The following is a 26,305-nucleotide window of genomic DNA, read 5'->3' as shown; positions in this document are numbered from 1 at the left end:
GCAGGCCGAGCGTCAGCGCGGGCGCGGTTGGTCGGGCGCGGTGCAGCCCAGCTTCTCCACGCTCGTGGCCCGCCGCTCGGTGCGGATGACCACCTCGTTGACGCCCGCGACGGGCGAGAACTCGAGCTCCCCGACGGCCGTCTTGTCCTCCGCCAGGGCGCGCAGCCGGCAGCTGGCGTCGACGCCGTCGTCGAGCTGCACGTCGAGGCGGGCGGCCACCTCGTAGTCGCTGGTGACCTCGAAGGTGATCAGCTCGGACGTCGTCGCCGGGGTGCTGTGGAACCAGGCCGTCCAGCCCAGCCAGCCGAGGCCGACCACGGCGAGGGCCACGGCGAGGGTGATGGTCACCGGTCGTCGCCACCGGGCGGGAGCGCCGTAGCGGTCGGCGAGGTCGGTGGTCACGCGTCCAAGCCTAAGCGGCGCCTCCTAGACTCACGCCCATGGCCCAGCCCCCTGCCGCCGAGCCCCGCACGGGGTTCCGGCTCATGCACGTCCACGCCCACCCCGACGACGAGTCGAGCAAGGGCGCCGCGTCGACGGCGAAGTACGTCGCCGAGGGCGTCGACGTCCACGTCGCCACCTGCACCGGCGGCGAGCGCGGCTCGGTGCTCAACGCGAAGATGGACCGCCCCGAGGTGTGGGAGAACATCACCGAGATCCGGCGCGAGGAGATGCACCGCGCCCGCGACATCCTCGGCATCCGCCAGGACTGGCTCGGCTTCGTCGACTCCGGCTGGCCCGAGGGCGACCCCAAGCCCCCGTTGCCGGAGGACTGCTTCGCGCTCGTCCCGCTCGAGGAGGCGACCGAGCGCCTGGTGCGGCTGATCCGCGACTTCCGCCCCCACGTGCTGACGACGTACGACGAGCGCGGCGGCTACCCGCACCCCGACCACATCCGCTGCCACGAGGTCTCCGTCGCCGCCTATCACGCGGCCGGGGACCCCGAGCGCTTCCCCGACGCGGGGGAGCCGTGGCAGCCGCTGAAGCTCTACTACCACCACGGCTGGAGCTGGGCGAAGACCAACGCCCTGCACGAGGCGATGCTCGCCCACGACCTCGAGTCGCCCTACGCCGAGCGCCTCGCCAACTGGGAGCGCGAGCCCGAGTGGGACGACCGCATCACCACCCGCGTGCCGTGCGGTGAGTGGTTCGGTGTCCGCGACCAGGCCCTGCTGGCCCACGCCACCCAGATCGACCCCGACGGCATGTGGTTCGCGATCCCGCGCGAGATCCAGCAGAAGGTGTGGCCCACCGAGGACTACGAGCTCGTGCACTCCCAGGTCGAGAGCGCCCTGCCCGAGGACGACCTCTTCGCCGGCATCCCGACGCCTGCACCCTGAGGGATGGGTGGGAGACTGGAGCCATGCTCGACCTGATGCTCATCCTGCTGGTGGACGACCCGACGCCCGAACCGACCCAGGTAAAGGCCGGTCCGCTCGGCTTCGCGGTCTGGATCTTCATGATCCTCGCTGTGGTGGCGATCGGCTTCTTCATGGTCAGGCAGCTGCGCAGGGCCCAGGCGAACAAGGACGCCGGGATGTTCGGTGACGAGCCGGTCGACCGGTCCGCCACGCCGAGCGACTCCGAGGACCGCTAGGCCCCCTCGGGCGCCCGGACCACCCGCACCAGGCAGTCCCAGGCCGTACGCCGCTCCGTGCCGCCGTGCTCGTCGGCGGCGCTGACCGCCCGGGCCACCCGCTCCGCACGCACCACCTCGACCTCGATCCCCTCGAAATCGGCCAGCACGTCCTCGGCGCTCATCAGCACCGCCGGGTCCTGCGGGCCGCCGGTGCCCTCGGCGAGGTTGGTCGAGTCGTGCGCGACGAGCAGCAGCGTGCCACCCGGCGCCAGCATCGTGGCGGCACCGCGCACCGCCCGGCGACGGTCCTCGGCCGGCACCTGGAAGTACGCCATCACGACGAGGTCCACGGGTGCGGGCGGCTGCCACGTCGTGGCGTCGGCGCGGACCCACGTGACGTCGAGGCCGTCGGCGAGCCGGGCGCCCTTGTCGAGCGCCACCTGGGAGAAGTCGACGGCCGTCGCCGACCAGCCGCGTGAGGCCAGCCAGATCGCGTTGCGCCCCTCGCCGGCGGCAAGGTCCACCGCCGTGCCGGGCGGCAGGTCGGCGAGCTCGGTCGCGACGAACTGGTTGGGCTCGCGCGACCAGACCAGCTCGCTGGCGGTGTAGCGCTGGTCCCAGGCGTCGGCGTCCATGTCCAACAGCCTAGGCCGCTCCGCCGTCAGGCGATGGCCACCAGCCGCAGCACCCGAGCCTCCTCGGGGTCGAGCACGGGGAGGGCGACGCCGACGGTGGCCAGCACGCGACCACCGAGCTCCGCGCCGCGCGCCGACCAGGTCCCGCTGAGGTCCGCGCCACCCGGAGCGGGCGGCAGCTCCTCGGAGAGCCGGTAGGTGCGGTCGGGGTCGAGCCCCGTGAGCAGCAGCGGTGCCGGGTGCTGGGTCGCGGTCGCCGCGACCGTCGCCACGACGTACCACGCCTCCGAGCGGTCCTCGGCCACGACGCCCGTCACCAGCACCGCCGGGTCGGGGTGGTCCGGGTGCACCAGCGAGCCGGTGCCGACGAGCGGGCGGACCTGCTTGTGCAGGTCGATCCAGGCGGCCAGCTCGGCGAGCGTCGCCTCGTCGAGGCGCGACATGTCCCACTCGATGCCGAAGGAGTGGAGCAGGGCGGTGGCCGCGCGGTAGCGCAGGGCGTGGGTGCGTCCGGTGGTGTGCGACGTGGCCGGTCCCACGTGCGAGCCCATCAGCTCCGGCGGCACCAGCAGCGACGTCCACCGCTGGAGGTGCTGGCGCTCGAGCGGGTCGTTGGTGTCGCTCGGCCAGATCCGGTCGGTGCGGGTGAGCACCTCGGCGTCGACGCGGCCGCCGCCCGACGAGCAGGACTCGATCTGCAGCGCCGGGTGGGCGTCGCGCAGCTCGTCGAGGAGCCGGTAGGCCGCGAGCGTCTGCCCGTGCACCGCCGGGCGGCCGGCGTGCGTGACGTCGGTGAGGTCGCGGTTGTGGTCCCACTTGAGGTAGGCGATGTCGAGGTCGTCGAGCAGCGAGATCAGCGCGTCGCGCAGGTCGTCGTACGCCCCCTCGTCCTGGAGGTCGAGCACCTGCTGCTGGCGCCACGACGGCGGCACCTCGGTCCGCCCGCGCAGCACCCGCTCGGGATGCTGCCGGGCGGTCTCGGAGTCGAGGTTGACCATCTCCGGCTCGACCCACAGGCCGAACTCCATGCCGCGGCCGGTGACGTGCTCCACGAGCGGGGCCAGGCCCTGCGGCCAGACCTCCGCGTCGACCTGCCAGTCGCCGAGGCCGGCGGTGTCGTCGCGGCGGCCGAGGAACCAGCCGTCGTCGAGCACGAAGCGCTCGACCCCGACCGACGCCGCGGTGTCGGCCAGCTCGGCGATGCGCTCGAGGGAGTGGTCGAAGTAGACCGCCTCCCACGAGTTGGCGATGACCGGCCGCTCGGTGCGCGCCCGCGGCGTCACCGCGCGCAGGTGGGCGTGGAGGCGGTGGCTCATCGCATCCAGGCCGGCCCCGGACCAGGAGCCGAGCAGCCAGGGGGAGCGGTAGGTCTCGCCCGGCGCGAGCACCACCTCACCGGGCTCGAGCAGCTCGCCACCGCCGACGAGGCAGTCGCCCTCGGGCGTGCGCTCGGCGTAGTGGGTGTGGTTGCCGCTCCAGGCGGTGTGCACCGCCCAGACCTCGCCCGAGCCGAAGGTGAAGCCGGGCGTCCCGGCGACCATCAGCAGCGTGGCGTCGTGGCCGGTGCGGCCGTGGCGGGCGTCGCGGCGGTGGGTGCCCTGCACCCAGCGGTGCCGCTGGGGGGTGCGCTCCTTGCACCAGCGCCCGGTGAGGTCGAGGAGCTCGGTGGCGTGCGCGGCGACGGGCAGGGCGGTGAGGGCCGACGCGAGGTGGAGGTCGCCGTCGGCGGTGTTGGTGACCGAGGTGCGCGCGTGGAGCAGCCCGGCGTCGTCGAGGCCGAGCTGGAGCGTCACCGACCACCCGGCCTCGTCGTCGTCGGACGTGGCGGTGATGGCGGCGTCGCCGACGAGGACCTCCCAGTCCACGAGGCTCGGTGCGGCGGCACTCGCGCCGCCGCCGACCCGGTGGCCCGACAGCGCGGGGGTGCCGGAGAACCCGCGCGTCACGTCGGGGACCACGCCGGTGCGGCGCGGGACGTCGTACGACGAGCGCGAGACGCCGGGGCGGTGCGCCGCGGTCAGCGCGGTGAGGGCTCCGTCGTCGAGGTCACCGAGGGCGGCTCCCCAGTGGACGACGAAGGGGATGCCGGCGTCGTCGCGCGCCAGGACGACGCTGACGCCGCCGCGGGTCAGGTGGACGGGATCGCGGCTCATGCGTCGTGCGCCTCCTCGAACGTGTCGTCGTCATCGTCGACCGGGTCGACGACGACCAGCTCGCCGACGTGGTCGGCGAGGGCTCCGCTGGCCTGCGCGGAGAGGCCGGAGTCCGTGACCAGCACCGCAGCCTCGGACAGGGCGGCCATGCTGCTGAGTCCCACCACGCCCCACTTGCTGGAGTCCGCACAGACGATCAGGCGGCGCGAGCGCTCGATCATCGCGCGGTTGGTCTCGGACTCGAGCAGGTTGGGGGTGCTGAAACCGGCGCGCACGTCCATGCCGTGCACGCCCATGAAGAAGGCGTCGACGTGCAGGCTGCGCAGCGACGACACCGCGACCGGCCCCACGAGGGCGTCCGAGGGCGTGCGGAGGCCACCGGTGAGCAGCACCGACGTGGTGGCCTCGCCGGTGCGGTGCAGCACGTCGGCCACCCACACCGAGTTGGTCACCACCGTGAGGTGGGGGATGCGGGCGATGTGCTCGGTGAGCGCGTGGGTGGTGGTGCCGGCGGAGACGGCGATCGCCATGCCGGTGTGCACCAGCTCGGCCGCGGCGGCGGCGATGGCCTCCTTCTCGCGCCGGCGCTGCACCGACTTGGCGGCGAAGCCCGGCTCGGACGACGAGGGCTCGGCCACGGCCAGCGCGCCGCCGTGCACCTTCTCCAGGAGGCCGTCGCGGTGCAGCGCCACGAGGTCGCGCCGCACCGTCATGTCGGAGACGCCGAGCAGCTCGACGAGGTCGGTGACGCGCACCGTCCCGTCGCGGCTGAGCTCGGCCAGGATCCGGCCCCGGCGCTGGGCGGCGAGCATCAGGCCTCCCGGTCCCCGGCGGCCTCGCGCACCACGGCGACCCCTCCGGCGGGCACGACGAGGTCGCCCTCGACCGCCCTGCCCGTCACCAGCTCCTGGCCGTGGACGGGCACCGGGGCGTCGGCGTCGCCGTGGTTGATCACGAAGAGCCAGCTCGCGTCGTCGCCGACCCGCCGCGTCACCTCGACGTCGGGGGCGGCGCCCGGAAGCTGCTCGAGGCCCGCCTCCGCGACCAGCCGCTCGACGAGGCGGTCGGTGCCGGCCGGGTCGAGGCGGGTCGCGACGTACCACGCGGTCCCGCGGCCGGCATCGCGGCGGGTGATCGCCGGCAGCCCGGCGGCGGGTCCGTCGGCGTACGTCGCCACGGCCTCGGCGCCGGCGAGCTCGAGGTCCTCGGCCCAGGTGTCGGCGCCGACCGTGCCGCCGAGTCCCTCGACCTTCACCTGCTCGCCGGTGAGCAGCGGCAGGAACTCGGTCGTGCGGACGCCGAGCAGGTCGCGGAACGCGCCCGGGTAGCCGCCGAGGCGGATGTGGTCGTGCTCGTCGACGATGCCGCTGAAGTAGGTCACGACCACGGTCGCGCCGGCCTCGGCGGCCGCCTCGATCGAGGCGACGGTCTCGTCGCTGACGAGGTAGAGGGTGGGCACCACGACGAGGCGGTACGCCGACAGGTCGGCGCTGGGGTGGACCACGTCGACGCCGACGCCCTGGGCGGACAGCGCCCGGTGCAGGTCCTCGGCGCGGTCGCGGTAGCGCACGTCGACGCTGGGGTGGGAGTCGAGCTCGCAGCCCCACCAGGCTTCGTAGTCGAAGAGGATCGCCGCCTGGTTGCGCGCCGTGCTCCCCGTGACGTCCTGGACCGCGTCGAGGACGCGGGAGAGCTCGACCACCTCGCGCCACTGGCGGGTGTCGGTGCCGGCGTGGGGGAGCAGCCCGGAGTGGAACTTCTCCGCCCCGGCGCGGGACGCGCGCCACTGGAAGAACAGCACCGCGTCCGCGCCGTGCGCGACGTGGGAGAGGCTGTTGCGGATCATCTCGCCGGGCTTCTTCGCGCGGTTGCGCGGCTGCCAGTTGACCGCGCTGGTGGAGTGCTCCATCAGCAGCCACGGCTTGCCGTCCGCGGTGCCGCGGGTGAGGTCGGCGCTGAAGGCGAGCTCGCGGTGCGCGTCGCCCTCCGCGGCGATGACGTAGTGGTCGTTGGAGACCACGTCGAGCTCGCGGCCCCAGCGCAGGTAGTCCATCTCCATCGTCTGGCGCATCACCATGAAGTTCGTGGTCACCGGGACGCCGGGGGACAGCCGGTGCAGGACGTCGCGCTCGACGACGAAGTTGTCGAGGAGCTGGTCGGAGGAGAAGCGCAGGAAGTCCAGCTGCTGCGTGGGGTTGGCGTGCGCCGGAGCCACCCGCGGCGGGAGCACCTGCTCGAAGTCGTCGTAGCGCTGGGACCAGAAGGCCGTGCCCCACGCGTCGTTGAGGTGGGCCACGTCGTCGTAGCGCGCCCGCAGCCAGGTCCGGAACGCCTCCGCGCTCACGTCGCAGTAGCACCGCGCGTTGTGGCAGCCGATCTCGTTGGACACGTGCCACAGCGCGAGGGCCGGGTGGTCGCGGTAGCGCTCGGCGAGCGCGGTGCAGAGCGCGAGGGCGTGCTCGCGGTAGACCGGGGAGCTGGGGCAGAAGGCCTGGCGGCCACCGGGGGACAGGGTGCGCCCGTCCTGGGTCACCGGCAGCATCTCCGGGTGGCGGTGGGTCAGCCACGGCGGCGGGGAGGCGGTGGCGGTGGCGAGGTCGACACGGATGCCCGCGGCGTGCAGCTCGTCCATCTGCGCGTCCAGCCACGCGAAGTCCCACGTGTCGGCGGTGGGCTGGAGCCACGCCCACGAGAAGACGCCAAGGGTGACCAGGTCGACCCCGGCCTCGCGCATGAGGTCGCGGTCCTCGACGTGGTCGTCGCGGGACCACTGCTCGGGGTTGTAGTCGCCGCCGAAGGCCAAGGGGGGCAGGGAAGTCGGCATGGCAGCACTGTGTCGACCCTCACACGCGAAAGTCAACGTCTGATCGCCCAAAAGGGTTCGGAAATGTTGGAACTGGTGCGAATTCTCCCCCGTGTGACCCCTTGACGGGGGTGTGCTGGTCGTCACATGCTGTCCATCCCTGTTTGGTTTTGTCTCAGGAGGCACCCGTGTCACTTTCCCGTTCCAGCGCCATCCCCCGCTCGGCGCTCACCACCATGGCCGCATCACGCCGCTCCGTCCTGCGGGGCATGGCGCTGAGCGGCCTGGCGGTCGGCGGGGCCAACCTGCTCGCCGCCTGCGGTGGCGAGTCCGGACCCGCCACCGGCTCCGGGGCCACGGTGAAGTTCGGCATCAACGAGGCCGAGGGTGTGGGCGCCGCCTACGACCGCCTCAAGGCGATCGCCGACGCCTACGCGAAGGAGAGCGGCACCGAGGTCGCGCTCAACGCCGTCGACCACAACACGTTCCAGGAGAGCATCAACACCTACCTCCAGGGCACCCCTGACGACGTCTTCACCTGGTTCGCCGGCTTCCGGATGTCACAGTTCGCCGAGAACGGGCTGATCACCGACCTGAGCGACCAGTGGCCCATCGACGGCCTCGGCGACTCCTTCAAGCAGGCCGCCACCGCCTCGGACGGCAAGCAGTACTTCGTGCCGATCAGCTACTACCCGTGGGCGGTGTTCTACCGGAAGTCCGTCTTCGAGAAGAACGGCTGGGCGCCGCCGGAGACCAACGACGACTTCATGGCCCTCATGGACGACATGCAGGGCAAGGGCGTCACCCCGTTCGCCTTCGGCGACAAGGACGGCTGGCCCGCGATGGGCACCTTCGACATCCTCAACATGCGCCTCAACGGCTTCGACTTCCACATGAGCCTGATGGCCGGCGACGAGCAGTGGGACGGCGACGAGGTCAAGCTGGTCTTCGACACCTGGCGCCAGCTGCTGCCCTACCACCAGGAGGACCCGCTGGGCCGCACCTGGCAGGAGGCCGCGACCGCGATGGGCAAGGGCGAGTGCGGCATGTACCTCCTCGGCACCTTCGTCGTCGACGCCCTCGGCGAGAACGGTGAGGACCTCGACTTCTTCACCTTCCCCGAGCTCGACTCCTCCATCGGCTCCGACGCCCTCGACGCCCCGATCGACGGCTTCTGCGTGTCGTCGGCCGGCCAGAACGTGGAGGCCGGCAAGGCGATGGCGAAGTGGCTCGGCAGCGCGGCTGCGGCCGACGCCGGCAACAACGCCGCGGACGCCCCCTTCATCGCCGCCAACGAGAATGCCAGCACCTCGACCTACAGCGACCTGCAGAAGAAGTCGGCCGAGGTCGTGGGCGCGGCGGCCAACATCGCGCAGTTCATGGACCGCGACACCAACGCCGACTTCGCCAACACGGTGATGATCCCCTCGATCCAGGACTTCCTGAAGAACCCCGACGACATCGACGGGATCACGGCCAGCATCCAGGAGCAGGCCGCCTCGATCTTCGGCTGAGCCATGGCACACATCGACGAGGCGCCGCCCCGGGAGCAGACGAGCGCACCGCCCCAGGGCCGGGAGAAGAAGCTCCCGGGGCGGGACCGGTTCACCGTCATCACGATGGTGGCGATCCCGCTGTTCCTGGTGCTCGCACTGGTCTGGGTCCCGGCGCTGCTCTCGGTGGTGCTGTCCTTCGGCAAGTGGAACGGCTTCGGCGACCTCGACACCATCGAGTGGGTCGGCCTCCAGAACTACGAGGACATCGTCACCATCTACCCGGCCTTCTGGCCCGCGATCCGGCACAACCTCATCTGGTTGGCGTTCCTGTTCTTCCTGCCGACCCTGTTCGGGATGTTCCTCGCGGTCCTGCTCGACCGTGAGGTGCGCGGCAGCCGGATCTACCAGACCGCGTTCTACATGCCGGTCGTGCTGTCACTGGCCCTCATCGGCTTCATCTGGCAGCTCTTCTACTCCCGTGACCAGGGCCTGATCAACGACGTCTTCGGCTCGCAGGTCGACTGGTACGGCGACCCCGACGTCAACCTGTGGGCGGTGCTGGTCGCCACGGCCTGGCGCCACACCGGCTACATCATGCTGATCTACCTGGCCGGCCTGAAGGGTGTCGACGCCAGCCTCCGCGAGGCCGCGGCGGTCGACGGCGCGAGCGAGGTGAAGACGTTCTTCCACGTGATCTTCCCGGTGATGCGGCCGATCAACATGGTCGTGATCGTCATCGTCGTCATCGAGTCGCTGCGTGCCTTCGACCTGGTGTGGGTGGTCAACAAGGGGCGCAACGGCCTCGAGCTGATCGGTGCCCTGGTGGCGCAGAACGTCATCGGCGAGGCGACGAGGTACGGCTTCGGGTCGGCGCTCGCGGTGATCATGATGCTGATCTCGTCGATCTTCATCACCATCTACCTGCGCAACGTCTTCCGTGAGGAGCGTCGAGGATGACCACCCAGGCAGTCCCGCCCACGACGGGCCCGACCCCGTCGACGGACGCCGCGCGCTCCACCCCGCCCAGGCGCGTCGAGGGCGGCGTGATGAGCAAGCCCCGCGGCGTCGTGGTCACCGTGATCATCGCGCTCCTGGCCCTGGCCTGGCTGTTCCCGTTGCTGTGGGCGCTGATCAACTCGTTCCGCGAGTACGAGTACACCCAGGTCAACGGCTACCTCTCCTTCGGCGGGTGGACCACGTCCAACTACGAGGAGGCGTGGTCGCGCGGCAACTTCGGGCTCCACATGCGCAACTCGCTGCTCATCACGATCCCGGCCGTGCTCCTGACGCTGTGGCTGTCGTCGATGGTCGCCTTCGTGCTCGCCCGGTTCAGCTACCGCTTCAACCTGACGCTGCTCGGGGTCTTCCTCGCTGCCAACCTGCTCCCTCCGCAGGCGCTGCTGATCCCGGTGTTCCGGATGTTCCGCGAGATCCCGCTCCCGCTGTTCATGAGCGACTCCGGCTCGATGCTCAACAGCTTCTGGGCGCTGATCCTGGTCAACACCGCGTTCCAGATGGGGTTCTGCACCTTCGTGCTCAGCAACTACATGAAGACGCTGCCGCACGAGATCTACGAGTCCGCCGAGCTCGACGGCGCCAGCGTGTGGCGTCAGTACTGGCAGCTCACGATGCCACTCGTACGCCCCGCGCTGGCGGCCCTGGCCACCTTGCAGGTGACGTGGGTCTACAACGAGTTCTTCTGGGCGACGGTGCTCATCCAGCAGGGCAACAAGCTGCCGGTGACCTCGGCGCTGAACAACCTGCGCGGGCAGTTCTTCACCGACACCAACCTCGTCGCGGCCGGCTCGATCATCGTCGCGCTGCCGGTGCTGGTGGTGTTCTTCGCCCTGCAGAAGCAGTTCGTCTCCGGGCTCACGCTCGGGTCGACCAAGGGCTGAGCCAGACCCCGGCTCGCATCACGCGCCCGACCTCGAGGTCCTCGTCCAGGACCACGAGGTCGGCGCGGCGGCCGGCCTCGAGCGCGCCGACGGCGTGCAGGCCCCACGCGCGCGCGGGCGCCGTGCTGGCGGCGTACGCCACCTCCAGCAGGGGCAGGCCGGCGGTGCGCACGGCATGGCGGACCGCCGCGTCCATCGTGAGCGTCGAGCCGGCGAGGGCGCCGCCATCGCGTCGGTGACCAGCAGGCACCGACCCGGCTTGGCGGCGAAGACCGCCCGCAGCACCGAGGGGTGCAGAAGCACGCCGTCGGCGACGAGCTCGACGTCGACCGGTGCCTAGAGCAGTGCGCCGACCGGCCCGGGGTCGCGGTGGTGCACGCCGGGCATGGCGTTGAAGAGGTGGGTGCCCACTCGCGCGCCCGCATCGATCGCGGCCCGCACGAGGTCGTACGACGCGTCGGTGTGACCGATCGCGACGACCACGCCGGCGTCGGCGAGTCGGCGTACGGCGTCGAGGCCGCCGGGCAGCTCGGGAGCGATCGTGACCATCCGGACGGTTCCCTCGCCCGCGTCGATCAGCGCGTCGATGCTCGCAGCGTCGGGCGCGGTGAGCAGGTCGCGACGGTGGGCTGCCGGTGTCGAACGACGCCCCGCCGCCGCCGTGCACGTGGAGGTCGACGAAGCCGGGCACGACCGTGGCTGCACCCAGGTCGAGGTCCGGGGAGCGCGGTGGTGTGCCGTCGGCGACCTCGACGATGCGCTCGCCCTCGACGAGCAGCCACCCCGGCGCGAGGACCCGCGTCGGGGTCACCACCGCAGCGGCCGCGAGGAGCATCAGTCGACGGCGCCGTTGCCGACGGTCCGCGCGTGCGGCCGGCCGGGGTCGTCGAGGGCCGGTGTGGTCTCGCCGGCCCGCAGCGCCTCGAGTTGTGCGCAGACCGCGGTGCCGTAGAAGAACGCGATCGACGACAGCAGTGCCCACAGCAGCAGGGCGAAGATGCCGGCCAGCGGGCCGTAGACGCTGCCGAACGACCCGCTCAGCGACACGTACGCCGCCAGCCCGGCGGTCGCGACGGCGGTGAGTGCCACCGCGATGCCCGAGCCGAGGGCCAGCCAGGAGAGGGCGGGTTGCCGGCGTCGCGGGGCGTGGTCGAGCAGCACCGCGATGGCGAACACCAGCAGGCCGAGGCCGAGCGGCCAGCGGAGGATGTTCCACCACAGGACGGAGCGCTCGGACCAGCCGTAGTTCTCGGCCATCGCGTCGCCCAGCGCGTTGCCCCCGACGATCATCACGAACCCGATGCCGACCGGCACCGCGAGCACGGCCGTCAGCACGGCGGCGCGGCCGTACTTGTGCAGCGCCTCGCGGTCGCGCCGGATGCCGTAGATGCGGTTGGCGCCGCGCTCGACCTGGGCGAAGGCGGTCGTCATCGAGAGCAGGGCGAAGCCGAGGCCGAGGACCAGCGCCACCTCGCCCGCGGTCTCGGAGGTGTCGGAGTCGTCCACCGCGGTGGCCAGCGCGTCGCCGTCGCCGGAGCCGGGGGAGAGGGCGTCGACCACGTGGGCGACGACGGCCGCCGGACGCTCCTCGTCGATGTCGGAGGCGAGACCGGTCAACGCGAGCATGAACGGCACGACCGCCAGGCACGCCTGCAGCGCGAGCGCGCGGGAGTTGGTGAACCCGTCGCCGTAGCGGAACCGGACGAAGGACTCGACCGCGATCTTGCGCAGGCCGTGGTGGCGGGCCAGGTGCCAGGCGTCCTCGGCGTCGAGCTCGTCACCGTCCATCTCGGTGGTGACGGGCACGGTGCGCGCGGTGGTCATGGCGGCAGACTAGGCGTTCCGTCGGGTCGCGCTGCACGCAGTGGCCCGGCAGCCCCCACCTCGAGGAGCACCTGTGAGCACGCCCGACCGCAGCCGCCGGACCAACTGGTCCGGGAACCTCACGTACGCGGCTCGGGAGCTCGTCCGCCCGGGGAGCGTCGCCGAGCTCCAGGACGTGGTCGCCGCCGCGGCCGCCGCCGGCGACCGGGTGCGGGCGCTCGGCTCCCGGCACTCCTTCTCGAACGTGGCCGACACCGACGGGGTGCACGTCAGCACCCGCGACCTCGGCCTGTCCGTCGAGATCGAGGGCGACGACGGTGCGGTTGCCGTCGTGCCCGGCGCGATGACGTACGCGGAGGTCGCTCCCGTGCTCCAGGCCCGAGGCCGTGCGCTGCACAACCTCGGCTCGCTGCCCCACATCAGCGTGGCGGGCGCCTGCGCGACCGGCACGCACGGATCCGGCGACGACCTCGGATCGCTGGCGACCGCCGTGGTCGCGGTCGAGCTCGTGACCGCGTCGGGCGATCTGGTGCGCCTCGACTCCGCGCACGCCGACTTCGCCGGTGCCGTGCTCGCGCTCGGCGCGCTGGGCGTGGTGACGCGGCTGTGGCTGCGCACCGAGCCGACCTACGAGGTCCGCCAGCGGGTCTGGGAGGGGCTGCCCGCGACGGAGGTGGCCGAGCAGATGCTCGCCGTCCTGGGCAGCGGCACCAGCGTGAGCGTCTTCACCGACCTGTCTGACCCGGCCACGGTCTCCTCGGTCTGGGTCAAGGAGCGGCTCGACCACCCGGGCACCCCGGCGCCGTGCCTGGCCTCGCGCGCCCCGGCCACCCGCGAGGTGCACCCGGTCCCGGGCGTGGACCCGTCCGCCGCCTCCCCCCAGCAAGGGTCGCCCGGCCCGTGGCACGAACGCCTCCCGCACTTCCGCGCCTCGCACCTGCCCAGCGTGGGCGAGGAGCTCCAGAGCGAGCTCTTCCTGCCCCGGGAGGCCGCCCCCCACCTGCTGCCCACGCTCGCGCGCATCAGCGACGTCGTCGCACCCGCGCTGCTCGTCCACGAGATCCGGTCCGCCGCCTCCGACGACCTGTGGCTCAGCCCGCTGCGGGGTCGCGACTCGGTCATGGCGCACTTCACCTGGCGACCCGACCCCGACCTGGTGATGCCGGCGCTCCGGGCGGTCGAGGACGCCCTGGCGCCCTGGGAGCCGCGGGCGCACTGGGGCAAGATCGCGGCCACCCCGGAGCTGCGCACACCGGCCGGGGCGTACGACCTGGCCGCCTTCGATGCCCTTCGCCGGCGTCTCGACCCGGACGGCGTCTTCCGCAACGACCTGCTCCTGCCGCCGCACTGAGTCAGCCGACGGCTCGCTGGGTCAGCCGACGGCGTCCTCCAGCGCCGCCACTGCCGCGGTGACGTCCGGCAGGGCGCGTACGTCGTCGGCCACCGCGGCGCAGCGAGCGCGCATCGCGTCGTCCCGCAGCACGGTGCCCACGTGCGCGGCGATGGCCTCCGGGGTGGCGTCGGCCGCGTCCAGCGTCGACGCGAGCCCGAGCTCGGCCGCGCGGACCGCGTTGTGCGGCTGGTCGGCGCCGAGCGGCAGCAGGACGGACGGGAGGCCGTGGGCGAGCGCGGCGACCAGGCTCCCGGAGCCGCCGTGGGAGACCACCACGTCGACTCCGGGCAGCACCTCGGACTGGGGCACGAAGGGCACCACGCGCACGTGCGGGGGCTGCGCGCCGAGGTCGGCGGGATCGAGGCCGCGGCCGATCGAGACGACCACGTCGGCGTCGAGGGCGCCCAGACCGTCGAGGAGGCGCTCGAAGAGGTCGCCGGAGGTCTTGTTGAAGATGGTGCCGAGCGTGGCGTAGACGCGAGGCCGGCTGCCCGTGCGGTGCGACCGCACCGCGGCGCTCGACCGGTAGTGGGTGGGCTCGAGGCGCAGCGGCGCGTGGGGGCTGCGGAAGCCGGGAGGCGCGTCGGACAGGACGAGGCCGGAGGTCAGGCGGCTCAGCCCGGCGTCGGCGTCCAGCCCGTGCTCGAGGCGTACGGCGTCCAGCTCCGGGGCTACCAGCTCGGGACGCACCAGCAGGCCGGAGGCCAGCACGAGGTGGGTCGCGACGGGCACGCCGGTCAGCTCGGCGGCGACGGTCGTGCCGAGGTCGGTCTCGTCACGCAGCACGAGGTCCGGCCCGAAGTCCTCGATGACCGCAGGGATGGCGCCCGCCATGCGTCGGGCGCCCCTGCTGGCGAAGTTCTGCGCGAACTCCACCTCGCTCGCCCGGGCGCCCATCACTGCCAACGGTGCGGGATCGCGGCTCGTGGCCGCTCCGTGGTGGGACGTCTCGCTGGTGGCGTACGCCGCGAAGCCCTCCTCCTCGATCCGCGGCACCAGCCCGCCGGACCCGGCGATCGCCACCTCGTGGCCGGCGTCCCGCGCGGCGCGGGCCACGGGGAGGAGCGGGGCGAGGTGTCCGAGCCCGCCGACGAAGGTGCAGAGGAGGCGCATGGTGGCGCCACCCTACGGACAGATGTCGGTCCGGCGCGCCACACTGGATGGATGAAGGCTCGGGAGCGCGTCAGCCGGATGGCCGACCAGGTGGAGCAGCAGGTCAGCCGGTTCTACGACGGCGGCACGCTGCCCCGCGAGGGTTTTCCGGGCCAGCCGCCCGACCCGGCCGAGGAGATGCGGATCGTCCTCGAGCGCCACGCCGAGGAGGGCATCGAGACCTTCTCGCTGGAGCGCCGCCTGGCCTACCGCGACCGCCACCTCGGTGAGCTGCTGGTGCCGGCCGACGCAACGTTCCGCACCGACCTGACCTCGGTGCCGGCGCTCTTCACCTGGCTGGTGCCCAAGACCGGTGCCCACCTGCCGGCGGCGCTGCTGCACGACGCGCTGGTGGCCGGGCGCGACGACCCGACGTCCTACGTCTCCACCGACGGGCGCACCGTCGACCGGGTCGAGGCCGACCGGGTCTTCCGTGACGCGATGGCCGACACCGGCACCGGTGTCATCCGCCGCTGGATCGTGTGGACGGCAGTGACGGTCGCGACGATCTTCGTCGGTCGCGCCGTGCCATGGTCGCGGGCGCGCCACTGGTCCTACCGGGTGGCGGCGGCCCTCACCATCGTGACGATCCTCTGGCTCGGCTGGAGCGCCACCAGCGACCTGTTCGACCGGTCGTGGTTCGGCGCCGTCGACGTGCCGTGGATGGGGGACCGGCCGTGGTGGCAGGAGCTGTTCGGCGGGCTGTCGGGGGCGATCGTGCTGCCGCTCGCGCTGAGCCTGCTGTGGGGGCGGCTGCGGATGGCCGGCGCCATCGCCGGGGTGATGCTCGCCGTCCTGCTGCACGTGACCGTCGGGGTCGCCGTCATCGGGGCGACCTACCTCGCGCTCGAGCGGCTCGCCCGCCGATCCGCCCTCCTGGCGTGGGCGCTGGCCGCGGTGGTCGTGGTCGGGGCGCTCGCCGTGTTCGCCGTCCTCTCCGGGGTCAGCCTCGCCTGACGCCGACGCCGATCTCGGCGAGCCAGCGCGCGGCGAAGGTGTCACGCGGGAGGTCGCGGGTCAGCAGGTCGACGCCGGTGTGGAGGGCCACCGCGACGAGACCGAGGGCGGCTGCGGTCACGAGCATGCCGTTCACGTTGCGCGGGAAGCGGCTCGGGACCGTGCGCACGCGCTGCCACCCGCCCACGAGGCCGGAGGTGACGACCGCCGACACCACGCTGGCGAAGGCCGCGCCGACGACCGTGCCGAGCAGGCCGATCTGGCTGCTCAGGATCGCGGCGGTGGCGGCGGCCACCGCACCGGCGACGAGCTGGGGCAGGGACAGGTCGAGGAGGGGCTTGCGGGCTTCGGGCTGCGTCTTCTCGGGCTGCGTCTTCTCGGGGCGGGTCATCTCACGGGTTCGGGTCGGCGACAGGGCGTACCCCTGTACGACGCCCGCGACCCGACGATCGTTTCCGATCGTGAGCGACCTCACCCGTCGCGCGGACGCCTCAGCGCAGGGAGTACGTCGCCAGCGAGACGCCGACGTAGTGCGCGGCGAAGGCGAGCACGGTGAAGGAGTGGAAGACCTCGTGGAAGCCGAACCACCGCGGTGACGGGTTCGGGCGCTTGAGGCCGTAGACCACGCCACCGAGGGTGTAGAGGATGCCGCCCGCGGCGACCAGGACGAGGGTGGCGATGGCGACGCCGCTGCTGAAGCGGTCGGCACCCTCCATGAACTGGGGGATGAAGAAGACGGCCGCCCAGCCGAGGGCGATGTACATCGGCGTGTAGAGCCAACGCGGCGCGTCGGTCCAGAAGACGCGGAAGACCACGCCCGCGATCGCAGCCGCCCAGACCACGACCAGCAGCGTCGTGCGCGCCGTGCCGTCGAGGAAGAGGAGCGCGTAGGGCGTGTAGGTGCCGGCGATGAGCACGAAGATGTTGGCGTGGTCGAAGCGCCGCAGGAACGCCCACGTGCGCGGGGACCAGTTGCCGCGGTGGTAGATCGCGGACACGGTGAAGACCAGCAGGGCCGACAGGGCGAAGGCCAGGGAGCCGATGCGGGTCAACGGGGTGGGCGACAGGGCCACGAGGACGATGCCCGCGGCGAGGGCCAGCGGTGCGGTCCCGGCGTGGAGCCAGCCGCGCAGGTGGGGCTTGACCTCGGCCATCTTGTCGGCCATGACCTCGCCAGCACGCTCGACGGCGTGCTCGACACGGTCGCGTGGCGTCATGTCGTGGTCTCCATGGGACGAAATTACCGGTTGAGCGGTGACGCGCGCACGCGAGCGACGCAGAGGGCTCCGTCACACGGCGCTACCATCGGTGGGTGGTGAGGCTCAAGGACGCGGTGCGACGGGTGCTCTACCCGGCCTACGAGTCCCGGGTGGTGAAGTTCCTCCCGACCGAGATGATCCCGAAGCACGTCGGCGTGATGCTCGACGGGAACCGGCGCTGGGCCAAGGCCGTCGGCCTCAACACCGCCGAGGGCTACCAGGCCGGTGCCGACAACATCCGCCCGCTCCTGGGCTGGTGCGAGGAGGTCGGTGTCGAGGTCGTCACGCTGTGGCTGCTGTCCAGCGACAACCTCACCAACCGCCCGCCCGAGGAGCTCACCGGACTGCTGACGATCATCGAGGGCGCCGTCGAGTCGCTGGCCGAGGCCGGTCGCTGGCGCATCCACCCTGTCGGCGCCCTGGACCTGCTGCCGCCCGAGACCGCCGCCAGGCTCAAGGCCGCCGAGGAGGCGACCAGGGACATCGACGGGATCCTGGTCAACGTCGCGGTCGGCTACGGCGGTCGCCGCGAGATCGCCGACGCCGTACGCGCCCTGCTCGCCGAGCACGCCACGCGAGGCACCTCCCTGGAGCAGCTCGCCGACCTCATCGACGTCGAGCACATCGCCGAGCACCTCTACACCAAGGGCCAGCCCGACCCCGACCTCGTGATCCGCACCTCGGGCGAGCAGCGCCTGGGTGGCTTCCTGCTGTGGCAGTCGGCGAACTCGGAGTTCTACTTCTGCGAGGCGCTGTGGCCCGACTTCCGCCGCGTCGACTTCCTGCGCGCGATCCGTGCGTACGCCGCGCGCGAGCGCCGTTTCGGCGGCTGACCCGCCCGTCGGCAGACGTCATCTGACCGTCACCTCGCGTTCGGGCGTGTCGCCCCGGATCGGCCCGCGCGCGGGCGTACTTTCGCGACATCGGCAGGTGGGGAAGCCTGCTGAACCGGGAGGCAGCCTTGAGCACTCGAATGGGAGCTCTCCGGTCCGTTGAATGACACGGGCCGGGCGAGGAGTGTGCGCGCCGACCCGCAGCAAGGGGTTAGTCGTGGCCAGCAAGTCCTCATCCAGCTCCGCATCGCCCGGCTCCACCAGCGGTGAGCGTCAGACCTACGTCCTGGACACCAGCGTCCTGCTCGCCGATCCAGGCGCGCTGACCCGCTTCGCCGAGCACGAGGTCGTGCTCCCCGTGGTGGTGATCACTGAGCTCGAGGGCAAGCGCCACCACCCCGAGCTGGGCTACTTCGCCCGGGCGGCGCTGCGGGCGCTCGACGACCTGCGGGTCGTCAACGGCCGCCTCGACGAGCCGGTCTCGATCGGCTCGCAGGGCGGCACCCTGCGTGTGGAGCTCAACCACACGGACGCCGCCTCGCTGCCCTCGGGCTTCCGGCTGGGCGACAACGACACCCGGATCCTCGCCGTGGCGCGCAACCTGGCCAATGAAGGCCACCGCGTCACCCTCGTCTCCAAGGACCTCCCGCTGCGGATCAAGGCCTCGGCCGTCGGCCTCGACGCCCAGGAGTACCGCGCCGAGACGATCAGCGACTCGGGCTACACCGGCATGACGGAGCTGGAGGTGCCGGCCGCCGATCTCGACGAGCTCTACGAGGACGGTGTCATCGACCTCGCCGACGCACGCGACCTGCCGTGCCACAACGGCCTCGTGCTGCTCTCCGAGCGCGGCACGGCGCTGGGGCGGGTCGGCGCGGACAAGCGGGTGCACCTGGTCCGCGGCGACCGCGACGCCTTCGGGATCCACGGCCGCTCAGCCGAGCAGCGGGTGGCGCTGGAGATGCTCCTCGACCCCGAGGTCGGCATCGTCTCCCTGGGTGGGCGGGCCGGCACCGGCAAGTCCGCGATGGCGCTGTGCGCGGGCCTCGAGGCCGTGATGGAGCGCCGCCACCACAAGAAGGTCGTGGTCTTCCGTCCGCTCTTCGCCGTCGGCGGCCAGGAGCTCGGCTACCTCCCCGGCTCGGAGAACGAGAAGATGTCCCCCTGGGCCCAGGCCGTCTTCGACACCCTGGGCGCGCTCACCGGCAAGGACGTCATCGACGAGGTGATGGACCGCGGGATGCTCGAGGTGTTGCCGCTGACCCACATCCGCGGCCGGTCGCTGCACGACGCCTTCGTCATCGTCGACGAGGCGCAGTCGCTGGAGCGCAACGTCCTCCTGACGGTCCTCTCGCGCATCGGCGCCAACTCCAAGGTCGTGCTCACCCACGACGTCGCCCAGCGCGACAACCTGCGGGTCGGACGCCACGACGGCATCGTGGCGGTGGTCGAGAAGCTCAAGGGCCACCCGCTCTTCGCGCACGTCACGCTCACCCGCTCCGAGCGCTCGCCCATCGCGGCGCTCGTGACGGAGATGCTGGAGGACGTCACGCTCTGAGGTGTTGTTGCCTCGTCTCGCCTCGTGCGGGAGTCCCCGCTCAAGCGGGGACTCCCGCGCTGTTGGGGTGTTGCAACGCCCCAACTCCGCAAGACTTCCCCCACCTGGCCCGCCGGGCGTGTGACAGGTGGGAGCAAAGCGGCGCCAGTGGCTCATGTGACGAATGAGGCGCGAGCAGTTGTGGGGTTCGGTTTGCACGCCCTCCGCGCCTCATGCATGGTGGCTCGTGACCGTTTCGTGATCTTGGTCGTCGGCAGGGTCGGGGGACCCCGCCAGGACCTCGTTCCACCGCCCGGGTCCGGGACGGTCGTCCGCGCGTCCTCGCGACGCGTGCACCCCCGTCGTCGACCCCCCGTGAGCTCTCGTGCCCAAGCCTGACAAGTACGTCCCCACGCACCGCGCCCCCGGCAAGCACAAGGCCGCGCGTGCCTCGCGTCGAGCCCTGCGCACCGGCCTCGTCCTGTCCGGCCTCGCGGCCGCGGCGACCGGCGTGAGCGTCAGCGGCGGCCTGGCAGCGCAGGACCCGGACGTGCTGACCCCGGCGGCGGCAGACGTCGCCGCGCCGACCGGCACCGCGACGTCCAGCAGTACGCCGACCACCGACGCGTCCGGCGTCGCCGGCGCCGGCGCCGGCGCGGCGGCTCCCGAGCAGCCCCGGGAGCGCACCACGGTCTCCCGCTCCGCGCGGCGCACGGACGCCACCAAGGCCGCCGCGCTTGAGATGTCGGCCGGCTCCGCGGTCACCCGCTCCGAGACGCTGTCCGAGGGCGACCCGCGCGACATCGCCCGCGCGCTGCTGCCGGCGTACGGCTTTTCCTCCGACCAGTTCTCGTGCCTCGACCAGCTCTACGTCAGCGAGTCCGACTGGCGCGTCGACGCCGACAACCCGACGTCGTCGGCGTACGGCATCCCGCAGGCGCTGACGCAGCTCCACGACCTCCCGGCCGACTACATGACCTCCGCGGAGTCGCAGATCCGGTGGGGCCTGGAGTACATCCGGGACACCTACGGCACGCCGTGCAGCGCGTGGAGCTTCAAGCAGGGCAACAACTGGTACTGAGCCGGTCGGTCCTCAGCGGAGCGCCGGCGCCGAGTGCGGTGAGGCCGGCTCCGCGCCGAGGTCGTCGGCGACGGACACCACGAGCCCGCCGAGCATGAAGGCCGCGATGGCGGCCACCAGCGTCGGTGTCGCCAGCTCGGGGATGAAGCGACGGGCCCCGGTCGGCTCGGCGCCGTGGTACTCGTGCGTGAGTGCATGGCCCTTGCCGCGGGCGAGCAGGTAGCGGTTGACCGGCCAGGCTGCGAAGAACGCCACCGTCAGGGCCAGCATCATCGACAGCCAGAAGACCGGATTGACCAGGCCGGCCTCCATCGCGCCCGGCACGAGTGCCATGACGGAGTTGTCGACCAGCTCCATCGTCGCGATCGAGAGGGTGTCGGCGGCGAGCACGATGCTGAGCGCGGTGCCGACGCCGAGCCCCGCCCGCAGCAGCGGCAGGGTCGACAGCGCGTAGCCGAACAGGAAGGCCAGGCTGACCGCGAGCGCGATGGTGGTCCACGTGCCCAGTCCGAGCGCGGTGCCGATCATCAGCCCCAGGATCTCGCCGATGGCACAGCCGGTGAGGCAGTGGAGGGTGGCGGAGAGCGCCATCGCGTTGGTGCCCATGTCGTGGTGCGAGTCGTGGCGCCCCTCGGGGTGCACGTCGTGGCGAGTGGTGTGCTCCATGCTTCGGAACATACCCCCGGGGGGTATCTGGGTCAAGGGGACGACGAGACCCGCGCCGGCTCAGCGTCCGGTCATCGACTCCACGTCGAGTGCTGCGTCGAGCTGCTCCTCGGTGAGGTCGCCGCGCTCGACGAAGCCCATCGCGACCACCGTCTCGCGGATGGTCGCGCCGTCGGCGAGCGCCTTCTTCGCGACCTTGGCAGCCTGCTCGTAGCCGATGTGCGCGTTGAGCGGCGTGACGACCGACGGCGACGACTCGGCGTAGCGACGCATCCGGTCGGCGTCGGCGGTGATGCCGTCGACGCAGCGCTCGGCGAGCAGGACCGTCGAGGTGGACAGCACGTGGACCGACTCCAGCAGCGCGTGCGCCATCACCGGCATCATCACGTTGAGCTCGAAGCTGCCGGAGGCGCCGGCCCAGGCGATCGTCGCGTCGTTGCCCACCACCCGCGCGCACACCATGAGCGTCGCCTCGGGCAGGACCGGGTTCACCTTGCCGGGCATGATGCTCGACCCGGGCTGCAGGTCGGGCAGGTGGATCTCGGCCAGGCCCGTGGTCGGGCCCGACGACATCCAGCGCAGGTCGTTGCAGATCTTGGTCAGGCCGACGGCGACCGTGCGCAGCACTCCGGACAGCTCGACGAGCGAGTCCCGGGTGCCCTGGGCCTCGAAGTGGTCGCGGGCCTCGGTGAAGGGCTGCCCGGTGCGCTCCGCCAGCGCCGCGATGGCGCGCTCCGCGAACGCGGCGGGGGTGTTGATGCCGGTGCCGACGGCAGTGCCGCCCAGCGGCAGCTCGCGCACCCGCGGCAGCACCGCCTCGAGTCGTTCGACGCCGAGGCGCAGCGTGGCGGCGTACGCCCCCATCTCCTGGCCGAGTGTCACCGGGGTGGCGTCCATGAGGTGGGTGCGCCCGGCCTTGACCGTGTCGGCGAACTCCTCTGCCTTCGCCTCGAACGACGACGCCAGCCGCTCCAGCGCGGGGACGAGGTCGTCGACCACGGCGAGCGTCGCCGCGACGTGGATGCTCGTGGGGAAGGTGTCGTTGCTGCTCTGGGAGGCGTTGACGTGGTCGTTGGGGTGCACCTCTACGCCGGCCTGTGCGGCGAGGGTGGCGATCACCTCGTTGGCGTTCATGTTGGAGCTGGTGCCCGACCCGGTCTGGAACACGTCGAGGGGGAACTCTCCGTCGTGGTCCCCGGCGACGATCGCGTCGGCGGCCGCCACGATCGCGTGCGCCTGCTCGTGGCTGACGACGCCGAGCGCGGCGTTCGCGCTCGCGGCCGCTGCCTTCACGTGCGCCAGCGCTTGGACGTGGCGCGGCTGGAGGGCCAGTCCGCTGATCGGGAAGTTCTCGACCGCGCGCTGCGTCTGCGCCCGCCAGAGTGCCTCGCGAGGAACCTCGACCTCGCCCATCGAGTCGTGCTCGGTGCGTGTCTCGCTCACGACATCGACCGTACCCCGGCACGATGGAGCCATGCGTTCACTCCGTCTCGGGATGGCCGTCGTGCTCGTGGGGGTCGCCTCGGCCTGCTCCGCGCTCGGCGGCGACGACACCGACCCCGCCGCTGATCTCGCGACCGACCTCGCCGCGGCGCTCTCGGAGCACTCGCTGGGGGAGGTGCCGCTGAGTGCCGAGACGCAGCGGGCGGCCTTCGCGGAGCTGGTCGCGCCGCTCGACGAGGTGCCGGTCGCCGTCGACGTCGTCGACGTCCTGGAGGTGGAGGAGGAGGGGCGCGCGGAGGCGACCCTCGCCTGGCGATGGGACGTCTCGGACACCGCGGCGTGGGAGTACGAGACCACCGTGGGGCTGACACAGGGTGGCGACGGCAGCACCTGGGCGGTCGCCTGGTCACCCGACGACCTGGCTCCTGGGCTCGCCGAGGGCGAGACGGTCGGGTTGCGGACACTGGCTCCGCAGCGCGGCGACATCATCGGCGACGGGGGAGAGGTGCTGGTCACCGAGCGCCCGGTCCTGCGCTACGGCCTCGACAAGACCAAGGTGGAAGGCCCGCAGGTCGCGCGCAGCGCGCGCCGGATCGCCCGCGTCCTCGACGTCGACGCGGCGGCGTACGCCGAGCGCGCGGAGGCGATGGGGGCGGAGGCCTTCGTTGAGGCGCTCGTGCTCCGCGAGGACGATGCGCTCGAGGTGCTGCCCGCCTTCCGCCGGGTGCCCGGAGCCCTCGCGGTCCGCGACACCCTGCCGCTGGCCCCGACGCGGGAGTTCGCCGCCGCCCTGCTCGGCCGGGTGGGCCCGGCGACCGCCGAGGTGGTCGAGGAGTCCGGTGGCAGCATCGTCGCCGGCGACGAGGTGGGGCTGTCGGGCCTCCAGGCGCGCTACGACGAGCAGCTGCGCGGCAGCCCCGGCACCGCTGTGGTCGCGCGGGGTGCTGACGACGTGCTGCGGACCCTCTTCGAGGTGCCGGCCACCGACGGCACCGACCTCGTCACCACGCTGTCGTCGGAATTCCAGTCGCGTGCCGAGGTCGCGCTCGCCACCCTCGGCGCAGGTGCTCCGGCTGCCGCGCTGGTCGCGATCCGCCCGTCGGACGGGGCGATCCTCGCCACCGCCAACGGCGAGGGTGCCGCCGGCGCCGACCTGGCGGCGACCGGACAGTACGCCCCCGGCTCGACCTTCAAGGTGGTCAGCTCGCTGGCGCTCCTGCGCAGCGGGCTCGCCGTCGACGACGTCGTGTCGTGCCCGCCGACCACGGTGGTCGACGGCCGCTCCTTCAAGAACTACGACGACTACCCGTCCAGCGCGATCGGCGACATCCCCTTCGTCCAGGCGATCGCGCAGTCCTGCAACACCGCCCTCATCGCGAACGCCGACCGCCTCGCCACGGGTGACCTCTCCGCGGCGGCGGCCGCGCTGGGGCTGGGGGTCGACCACGACCTCGGCTTCGGCGTCTACTTCGGCCAGGTGCCGCCGGCCGAGACCGAGACCGGTGCCGCAGCCGACCTCATCGGCCAGGGGACCGTGCTCGCCAGCCCGTTCGCGATGGCCACGGTCGCCGCCTCCGTCGCCGCGGGCCGCACTGTGCTGCCGGTGCTGCTCCCGGACCACGAGGTGCAGCAGGTCGCGCCGGAGGTGCCGCTGACGGGCCGGGAGGCCGGCACCCTCCGTGGGCTGATGCGGGCCGTGGTGACCACCGGCTCGGGCCGGTTCCTGCTCGACGTACCGGGCGAGATCGGCGCCAAGACCGGCACCGCGGAGTACGGCGAGCCGAACGCTGCCGGCGACCTGCCCACCCACGCGTGGATGATCGCCACCCGCGGCGACCTCGCGGTGGCGGTGTTCGTGGAGACCGGCGTCTCGGGCTCGCAGACCGCCGGGCCGGTGCTGGAGGCGTTCCTGCGCTGAGGGCTCAGGTCCGGCGCGCGAGGTAGAGGAAGTAGTCCTCCGGGCGGTCCTGGAGCAGCACGTGGTGGGCCTGCTCCTCGGCCGTGCCGAAGACCTCCCGCAGCACCGCCAGCAGCTCGGGTGAGGCGCTGGCCGACCACACCACCAGCACCCCGCCGGGGCTCAGCAGCTCGCGGCAGCGGGTGAGGAACTCCGCCTGGTAGACCGACTCGTTGCCGTCGTGGACGAGGTAGCCCGGTCCGTTGTCGACGTCGAGCAGCACCAGGTCGTAGGTGGAGCGTGCCTCGGCGATCGCCATCGTGATGTCGGCGTTGAGGACCGTGGCGCGGGTGTCGGCGAGCACCGCAGGCCCGTGGGGCACGGTGCCGTCGCGCATCCAGCGGACGAGCACCTCCTCGATCTCGACCACCACCGCCCGCTCCACGCGGGGGTCGGCGAGGACGCGCTGGAGGGTGAAGCCCAGTCCCAGCCCGCCGATGAGCACCGACGAGGGCTGCTCGACGAGGGCCAGCGCCTGGGCGGCCAGCTCGATCTCGCTGGTCGTCTCGAGGGTGTCCATCACGAAGACGCCGTTGACACGCAGCTCCAGCACGTCGGCCGCGCTGTCCGACGTACGCCGTCGCAGCACGACCTCTCCGCGCTCGGTCTCGGCCCGGGCGATCTCGACGTTCCCCACGCTGCTCACGCTGTCCACGCCACCATCCTGCCCACGTCGGCGCGGTGCGTCCTCACCCCGGGGTGTCCGCGGGCGGCGCGAAAGTCCTTCTCGCGGGGCGGTCCGCGTTCTACGGTGGTCAGGTGTACACCGTCGGGAGGGCCGCAGCGCTCACCGGCGTGCCGACGGGGACCCTCCGCAAGTGGGAGCAGCGCTACGGCGTGGTGGTCCCGCAGCGGTCCCGGGGCAACTACCGGCTCTACGACGACGACGCGGTGCGTCGCCTCAGCGTCATGCGCAGCCTCGTCGACGCCGGTTGGTCGGCGCAGGAGGCCGCGCGCCACGTGGTCGAGGACCCGGCGGCGGCCGAGGCGCAGCTGCCGCGCCGGGAGGCCACCAGCACCGACGGGCGCGTCGAGGAGCTCGTGGCGTGCGCGGTCGACTTCGACGTCCCGCGGCTGGAGCGGCTGCTCGCCGACGCCTTCGCGGACGCCGACCTCGCGCGCGTGGTCGACGACTGGCTGATGCCCGCGCTCGGCGGCCTGGGGCGGTCGTGGCAGCGCGGTGGGGTGTCGGTGGCCGGCGAGCACTTCGTGACGGCTGCGGTGCACCGCCGGCTCGGCCTGCTCTTCCAGTCGCTGCCACCCGCCCCTCCGACGAGTCCTCGCGTCGTCGTCGGTCTCGCGCGCGGGTCCCGGCACGAGATGGGGGTCCTCGCCTTCGCGGTGGTGCTCCGCGCGCACGGCGTCGCCGTGACCTACCTCGGCGGCGACCTCCCGCTGGAGGCCTGGATCGGGGCGGTCGGGCTGGTCCGGCCCGAAGCCGTCGTGCTCGCCGTGCCGTCCCTCGAGGACCTGCCCGCGGTGCGCGAGGCGGTGGAGGCGCTGGGGGAGCTCACGCAGGTGCTCGTCGGCGGGGCCCACCAGGACGCGGTGTCCGGTGGGGAGAGCCTCGGCCACCTGCCCGGTGCGGCGGCGGTGGCGCTCGCGCAGCGGCTCCACCACGCCCCGGCGCGGGCCTGAC

26 protein-coding genes are annotated in these 26,305 nt (G+C 72.5%); 12 read left to right on the top strand and 14 right to left on the bottom strand.

Going from position 1 to position 26,305, the window contains the following annotated elements; genetic code table 11:
- Nucleotides 1-12: 12 nt before the first annotated feature.
- Entirely contained in the window at nt 13-402 is a 390-nt protein-coding gene (locus tag IRX98_RS05520; protein WP_224274569.1) for a DUF4307 domain-containing protein, read from the bottom strand.
- Between the two features lie 38 nt (nt 403-440).
- On the opposite strand from IRX98_RS05520, the gene mca reads away from it, so the two are divergent.
- Both mca and IRX98_RS05510 read left to right on the top strand, forming a co-directional pair.
- Entirely contained in the window at nt 441-1,340 is a 900-nt protein-coding gene (mca, locus tag IRX98_RS05515; protein ID WP_224274566.1) for a mycothiol conjugate amidase Mca, read from the top strand.
- 23 nt (nt 1,341-1,363) lie between these two features.
- Nucleotides 1,364-1,597, top strand: coding sequence for a hypothetical protein (locus IRX98_RS05510; RefSeq protein WP_224274563.1), 234 nt, complete (start codon nt 1,364-1,366; stop codon nt 1,595-1,597).
- On the opposite strand, the gene IRX98_RS22980 is transcribed toward IRX98_RS05510, so the two are convergent.
- The 4 genes from IRX98_RS22980 to IRX98_RS05490 are packed head-to-tail and all read right to left on the bottom strand — an operon-like array spanning nt 1,594 to nt 7,191.
- Complete coding sequence (locus IRX98_RS22980; protein ID WP_268928721.1) at nt 1,594-2,214, bottom strand: class I SAM-dependent methyltransferase; 621 nt, start codon at nt 2,212-2,214, stop codon at nt 1,594-1,596. The genes IRX98_RS05510 and IRX98_RS22980 overlap by 4 nt on opposite strands.
- Before the next feature lie 26 nt (nt 2,215-2,240).
- A complete protein-coding gene (locus IRX98_RS05500) occupies nt 2,241-4,367 on the bottom strand; it encodes an alpha-galactosidase (RefSeq protein ID WP_224274560.1) in 2,127 nt (708 codons plus the stop codon).
- The gene (locus tag IRX98_RS05495; RefSeq protein ID WP_224274558.1) at nt 4,364-5,179 is read right to left on the bottom strand and encodes a DeoR/GlpR family DNA-binding transcription regulator; all 816 of its coding nucleotides are present in this window, start codon (nt 5,177-5,179) and stop codon (nt 4,364-4,366) included. The genes IRX98_RS05500 and IRX98_RS05495 overlap by 4 nt, the downstream gene beginning before the upstream one ends.
- Nucleotides 5,179-7,191 carry a beta-galactosidase gene (locus IRX98_RS05490; protein ID WP_224274556.1) on the bottom strand — a complete coding sequence of 671 codons (2,013 nt, stop codon included), beginning with the start codon at nt 7,189-7,191 and terminating at the stop codon, nt 5,179-5,181. Before IRX98_RS05490 ends, IRX98_RS05495 begins: the two co-directional genes overlap by 1 nt.
- 167 nt (nt 7,192-7,358) lie before the next feature.
- Between IRX98_RS05490 and IRX98_RS05485 the strand changes: the two genes are divergently transcribed.
- Genes IRX98_RS05485 through IRX98_RS05475 form a run of 3 tightly spaced genes read left to right on the top strand, consistent with a single transcriptional unit; the run spans nt 7,359 to nt 10,564 of the window.
- Nucleotides 7,359-8,684, top strand: coding sequence for an ABC transporter substrate-binding protein (locus tag IRX98_RS05485; protein ID WP_207082517.1), 1,326 nt, complete (start codon nt 7,359-7,361; stop codon nt 8,682-8,684).
- Between the two features lie 3 nt (nt 8,685-8,687).
- A complete protein-coding gene (locus IRX98_RS05480; RefSeq protein WP_207082516.1) occupies nt 8,688-9,623 on the top strand; it encodes a carbohydrate ABC transporter permease in 936 nt (311 codons plus the stop codon).
- Nucleotides 9,620-10,564 carry a carbohydrate ABC transporter permease gene (locus tag IRX98_RS05475; RefSeq protein ID WP_207082515.1) on the top strand — a complete coding sequence of 315 codons (945 nt, stop codon included), beginning with the start codon at nt 9,620-9,622 and terminating at the stop codon, nt 10,562-10,564. The genes IRX98_RS05480 and IRX98_RS05475 overlap by 4 nt, the downstream gene beginning before the upstream one ends.
- Here the strand turns inward: IRX98_RS05475 and IRX98_RS05470 are convergent.
- The 3 genes from IRX98_RS05470 to IRX98_RS05460 all read right to left on the bottom strand — a co-directional run bounded on the left by IRX98_RS05470 (nt 10,539) and on the right by IRX98_RS05460 (nt 12,388).
- On the bottom strand, nt 10,539-10,814 hold the full coding sequence (locus IRX98_RS05470; protein ID WP_224274554.1) for an amidohydrolase family protein: 276 nt from the start codon (nt 10,812-10,814) through the stop codon (nt 10,539-10,541). The two genes, IRX98_RS05475 and IRX98_RS05470, sit on opposite strands and share 26 nt — an antisense overlap.
- 86 nt (nt 10,815-10,900) lie before the next feature.
- Nucleotides 10,901-11,113 carry a hypothetical protein gene (locus IRX98_RS05465; RefSeq protein ID WP_224274551.1) on the bottom strand — a complete coding sequence of 71 codons (213 nt, stop codon included), beginning with the start codon at nt 11,111-11,113 and terminating at the stop codon, nt 10,901-10,903.
- Between the two features lie 285 nt (nt 11,114-11,398).
- Nucleotides 11,399-12,388: a YihY/virulence factor BrkB family protein gene (locus IRX98_RS05460; RefSeq protein WP_224274549.1), complete on the bottom strand. Its 990-nt coding sequence runs from the start codon at nt 12,386-12,388 to the stop codon at nt 11,399-11,401.
- A 73-nt stretch (nt 12,389-12,461) separates the two neighbouring features.
- On the opposite strand from IRX98_RS05460, the gene IRX98_RS05455 reads away from it, so the two are divergent.
- Nucleotides 12,462-13,739 carry an FAD-binding protein gene (locus tag IRX98_RS05455; RefSeq protein WP_224274547.1) on the top strand — a complete coding sequence of 426 codons (1,278 nt, stop codon included), beginning with the start codon at nt 12,462-12,464 and terminating at the stop codon, nt 13,737-13,739.
- Nucleotides 13,740-13,760: 21 nt separating this feature from the next.
- Here the strand turns inward: IRX98_RS05455 and IRX98_RS05450 are convergent, their stop codons facing one another.
- Nucleotides 13,761-14,894, bottom strand: a complete 1,134-nt coding sequence (locus tag IRX98_RS05450; protein ID WP_224274545.1) for a glycosyltransferase — start codon at nt 14,892-14,894, stop codon at nt 13,761-13,763.
- A gap of 51 nt (nt 14,895-14,945) precedes the next feature.
- Between IRX98_RS05450 and IRX98_RS05445 the strand changes: the two genes are divergently transcribed.
- Nucleotides 14,946-15,890: a DUF1353 domain-containing protein gene (locus tag IRX98_RS05445; RefSeq protein ID WP_224274542.1), complete on the top strand. Its 945-nt coding sequence runs from the start codon at nt 14,946-14,948 to the stop codon at nt 15,888-15,890.
- Here IRX98_RS05445 and IRX98_RS05440 read toward each other — a convergent pair.
- Nucleotides 15,877-16,281, bottom strand: coding sequence for a hypothetical protein (locus tag IRX98_RS05440; protein ID WP_224274540.1), 405 nt, complete (start codon nt 16,279-16,281; stop codon nt 15,877-15,879). The genes IRX98_RS05445 and IRX98_RS05440 overlap by 14 nt on opposite strands.
- 100 nt (nt 16,282-16,381) lie before the next feature.
- Nucleotides 16,382-17,107: a PAQR family membrane homeostasis protein TrhA gene (gene trhA, locus IRX98_RS05435; protein ID WP_224274538.1), complete on the bottom strand. Its 726-nt coding sequence runs from the start codon at nt 17,105-17,107 to the stop codon at nt 16,382-16,384.
- A 95-nt stretch (nt 17,108-17,202) separates the two neighbouring features.
- Here trhA and IRX98_RS05430 point away from each other — a divergent pair, with 95 nt between their 5' ends.
- From IRX98_RS05430 to IRX98_RS05420, 3 genes are all read left to right on the top strand, one after another.
- Nucleotides 17,203-17,982, top strand: a complete 780-nt coding sequence (locus tag IRX98_RS05430; protein ID WP_224274536.1) for an isoprenyl transferase — start codon at nt 17,203-17,205, stop codon at nt 17,980-17,982.
- Nucleotides 17,983-18,145: 163 nt separating this feature from the next.
- Nucleotides 18,146-19,540 (top strand): RNA 5'-3' helicase PhoH2, encoded by a 1,395-nt coding sequence (gene phoH2 / locus IRX98_RS05425; protein ID WP_372456025.1) that lies wholly within the window; start codon nt 18,146-18,148, stop codon nt 19,538-19,540.
- Between the two features lie 364 nt (nt 19,541-19,904).
- A complete protein-coding gene (locus IRX98_RS05420; protein ID WP_224274531.1) occupies nt 19,905-20,600 on the top strand; it encodes an aggregation-promoting factor C-terminal-like domain-containing protein in 696 nt (231 codons plus the stop codon).
- 12 nt (nt 20,601-20,612) lie between these two features.
- On the opposite strand, the gene IRX98_RS05415 is transcribed toward IRX98_RS05420, so the two are convergent.
- Entirely contained in the window at nt 20,613-21,266 is a 654-nt protein-coding gene (locus IRX98_RS05415) for a DUF4396 domain-containing protein (protein ID WP_224274529.1), read from the bottom strand.
- A gap of 60 nt (nt 21,267-21,326) precedes the next feature.
- Nucleotides 21,327-22,742 (bottom strand): class II fumarate hydratase, encoded by a 1,416-nt coding sequence (locus IRX98_RS05410; protein ID WP_224274528.1) that lies wholly within the window; start codon nt 22,740-22,742, stop codon nt 21,327-21,329.
- On the opposite strand from IRX98_RS05410, the gene IRX98_RS05405 reads away from it, so the two are divergent.
- Complete coding sequence (locus IRX98_RS05405; protein WP_224274527.1) at nt 22,741-24,627, top strand: penicillin-binding transpeptidase domain-containing protein; 1,887 nt, start codon at nt 22,741-22,743, stop codon at nt 24,625-24,627. The two genes, IRX98_RS05410 and IRX98_RS05405, sit on opposite strands and share 2 nt — an antisense overlap.
- 4 nt (nt 24,628-24,631) lie before the next feature.
- Here the strand turns inward: IRX98_RS05405 and IRX98_RS05400 are convergent, their stop codons facing one another.
- Nucleotides 24,632-25,321, bottom strand: coding sequence for a spermine/spermidine synthase domain-containing protein (locus tag IRX98_RS05400; RefSeq protein WP_224274526.1), 690 nt, complete (start codon nt 25,319-25,321; stop codon nt 24,632-24,634).
- A 104-nt stretch (nt 25,322-25,425) separates the two neighbouring features.
- On the opposite strand from IRX98_RS05400, the gene IRX98_RS05395 reads away from it, so the two are divergent.
- Nucleotides 25,426-26,304, top strand: a complete 879-nt coding sequence (locus IRX98_RS05395) for a MerR family transcriptional regulator (protein ID WP_224274525.1) — start codon at nt 25,426-25,428, stop codon at nt 26,302-26,304.
- Nucleotide 26,305 lies beyond the last annotated feature (1 nt).

Source organism: Nocardioides lacusdianchii (assembly GCF_020102855.1).
Classification (GTDB): Bacteria; Actinomycetota; Actinomycetes; order Propionibacteriales; family Nocardioidaceae; genus Nocardioides; species Nocardioides lacusdianchii.
Note: the sequence above shows the minus strand (reverse complement) of the source record. Positions and strands in the feature narration are given on the sequence as shown.

Bases quoted from the DNA above. Each gene is read 5' to 3' on its own strand.
- mca (WP_224274566.1), top strand. From the start codon at position 441: ATGGCCCAGCCCCCTGCCGCCGAGCCCCGCACGGGGTTCCGGCTCATG.
- IRX98_RS05510 (WP_224274563.1), top strand. From the start codon at position 1,364: ATGCTCGACCTGATGCTCATCCTGCTGGTGGACGACCCGACGCCCGAA.
- IRX98_RS22980 (WP_268928721.1), bottom strand. From the start codon at position 2,214: ATGGACGCCGACGCCTGGGACCAGCGCTACACCGCCAGCGAGCTGGTC.
- IRX98_RS05500 (WP_224274560.1), bottom strand. From the start codon at position 4,367: ATGAGCCGCGATCCCGTCCACCTGACCCGCGGCGGCGTCAGCGTCGTC.
- IRX98_RS05495 (WP_224274558.1), bottom strand. From the start codon at position 5,179: ATGCTCGCCGCCCAGCGCCGGGGCCGGATCCTGGCCGAGCTCAGCCGC.
- IRX98_RS05490 (WP_224274556.1), bottom strand. From the start codon at position 7,191: ATGCCGACTTCCCTGCCCCCCTTGGCCTTCGGCGGCGACTACAACCCC.
- IRX98_RS05480 (WP_207082516.1), top strand. From the start codon at position 8,688: ATGGCACACATCGACGAGGCGCCGCCCCGGGAGCAGACGAGCGCACCG.
- IRX98_RS05475 (WP_207082515.1), top strand. From the start codon at position 9,620: ATGACCACCCAGGCAGTCCCGCCCACGACGGGCCCGACCCCGTCGACG.
- IRX98_RS05465 (WP_224274551.1), bottom strand. From the start codon at position 11,113: ATGGTCACGATCGCTCCCGAGCTGCCCGGCGGCCTCGACGCCGTACGC.
- IRX98_RS05460 (WP_224274549.1), bottom strand. From the start codon at position 12,388: ATGACCACCGCGCGCACCGTGCCCGTCACCACCGAGATGGACGGTGAC.
- IRX98_RS05450 (WP_224274545.1), bottom strand. From the start codon at position 14,894: ATGCGCCTCCTCTGCACCTTCGTCGGCGGGCTCGGACACCTCGCCCCG.
- IRX98_RS05445 (WP_224274542.1), top strand. From the start codon at position 14,946: ATGAAGGCTCGGGAGCGCGTCAGCCGGATGGCCGACCAGGTGGAGCAG.
- IRX98_RS05440 (WP_224274540.1), bottom strand. From the start codon at position 16,281: ATGACCCGCCCCGAGAAGACGCAGCCCGAGAAGACGCAGCCCGAAGCC.
- trhA (WP_224274538.1), bottom strand. From the start codon at position 17,107: ATGACGCCACGCGACCGTGTCGAGCACGCCGTCGAGCGTGCTGGCGAG.
- phoH2 (WP_372456025.1), top strand. From the start codon at position 18,146: ATGACACGGGCCGGGCGAGGAGTGTGCGCGCCGACCCGCAGCAAGGGG.
- IRX98_RS05415 (WP_224274529.1), bottom strand. From the start codon at position 21,266: ATGGAGCACACCACTCGCCACGACGTGCACCCCGAGGGGCGCCACGAC.
- IRX98_RS05405 (WP_224274527.1), top strand. From the start codon at position 22,741: ATGCGTTCACTCCGTCTCGGGATGGCCGTCGTGCTCGTGGGGGTCGCC.
- IRX98_RS05410 (WP_224274528.1), bottom strand. From the start codon at position 22,742: ATGGCTCCATCGTGCCGGGGTACGGTCGATGTCGTGAGCGAGACACGC.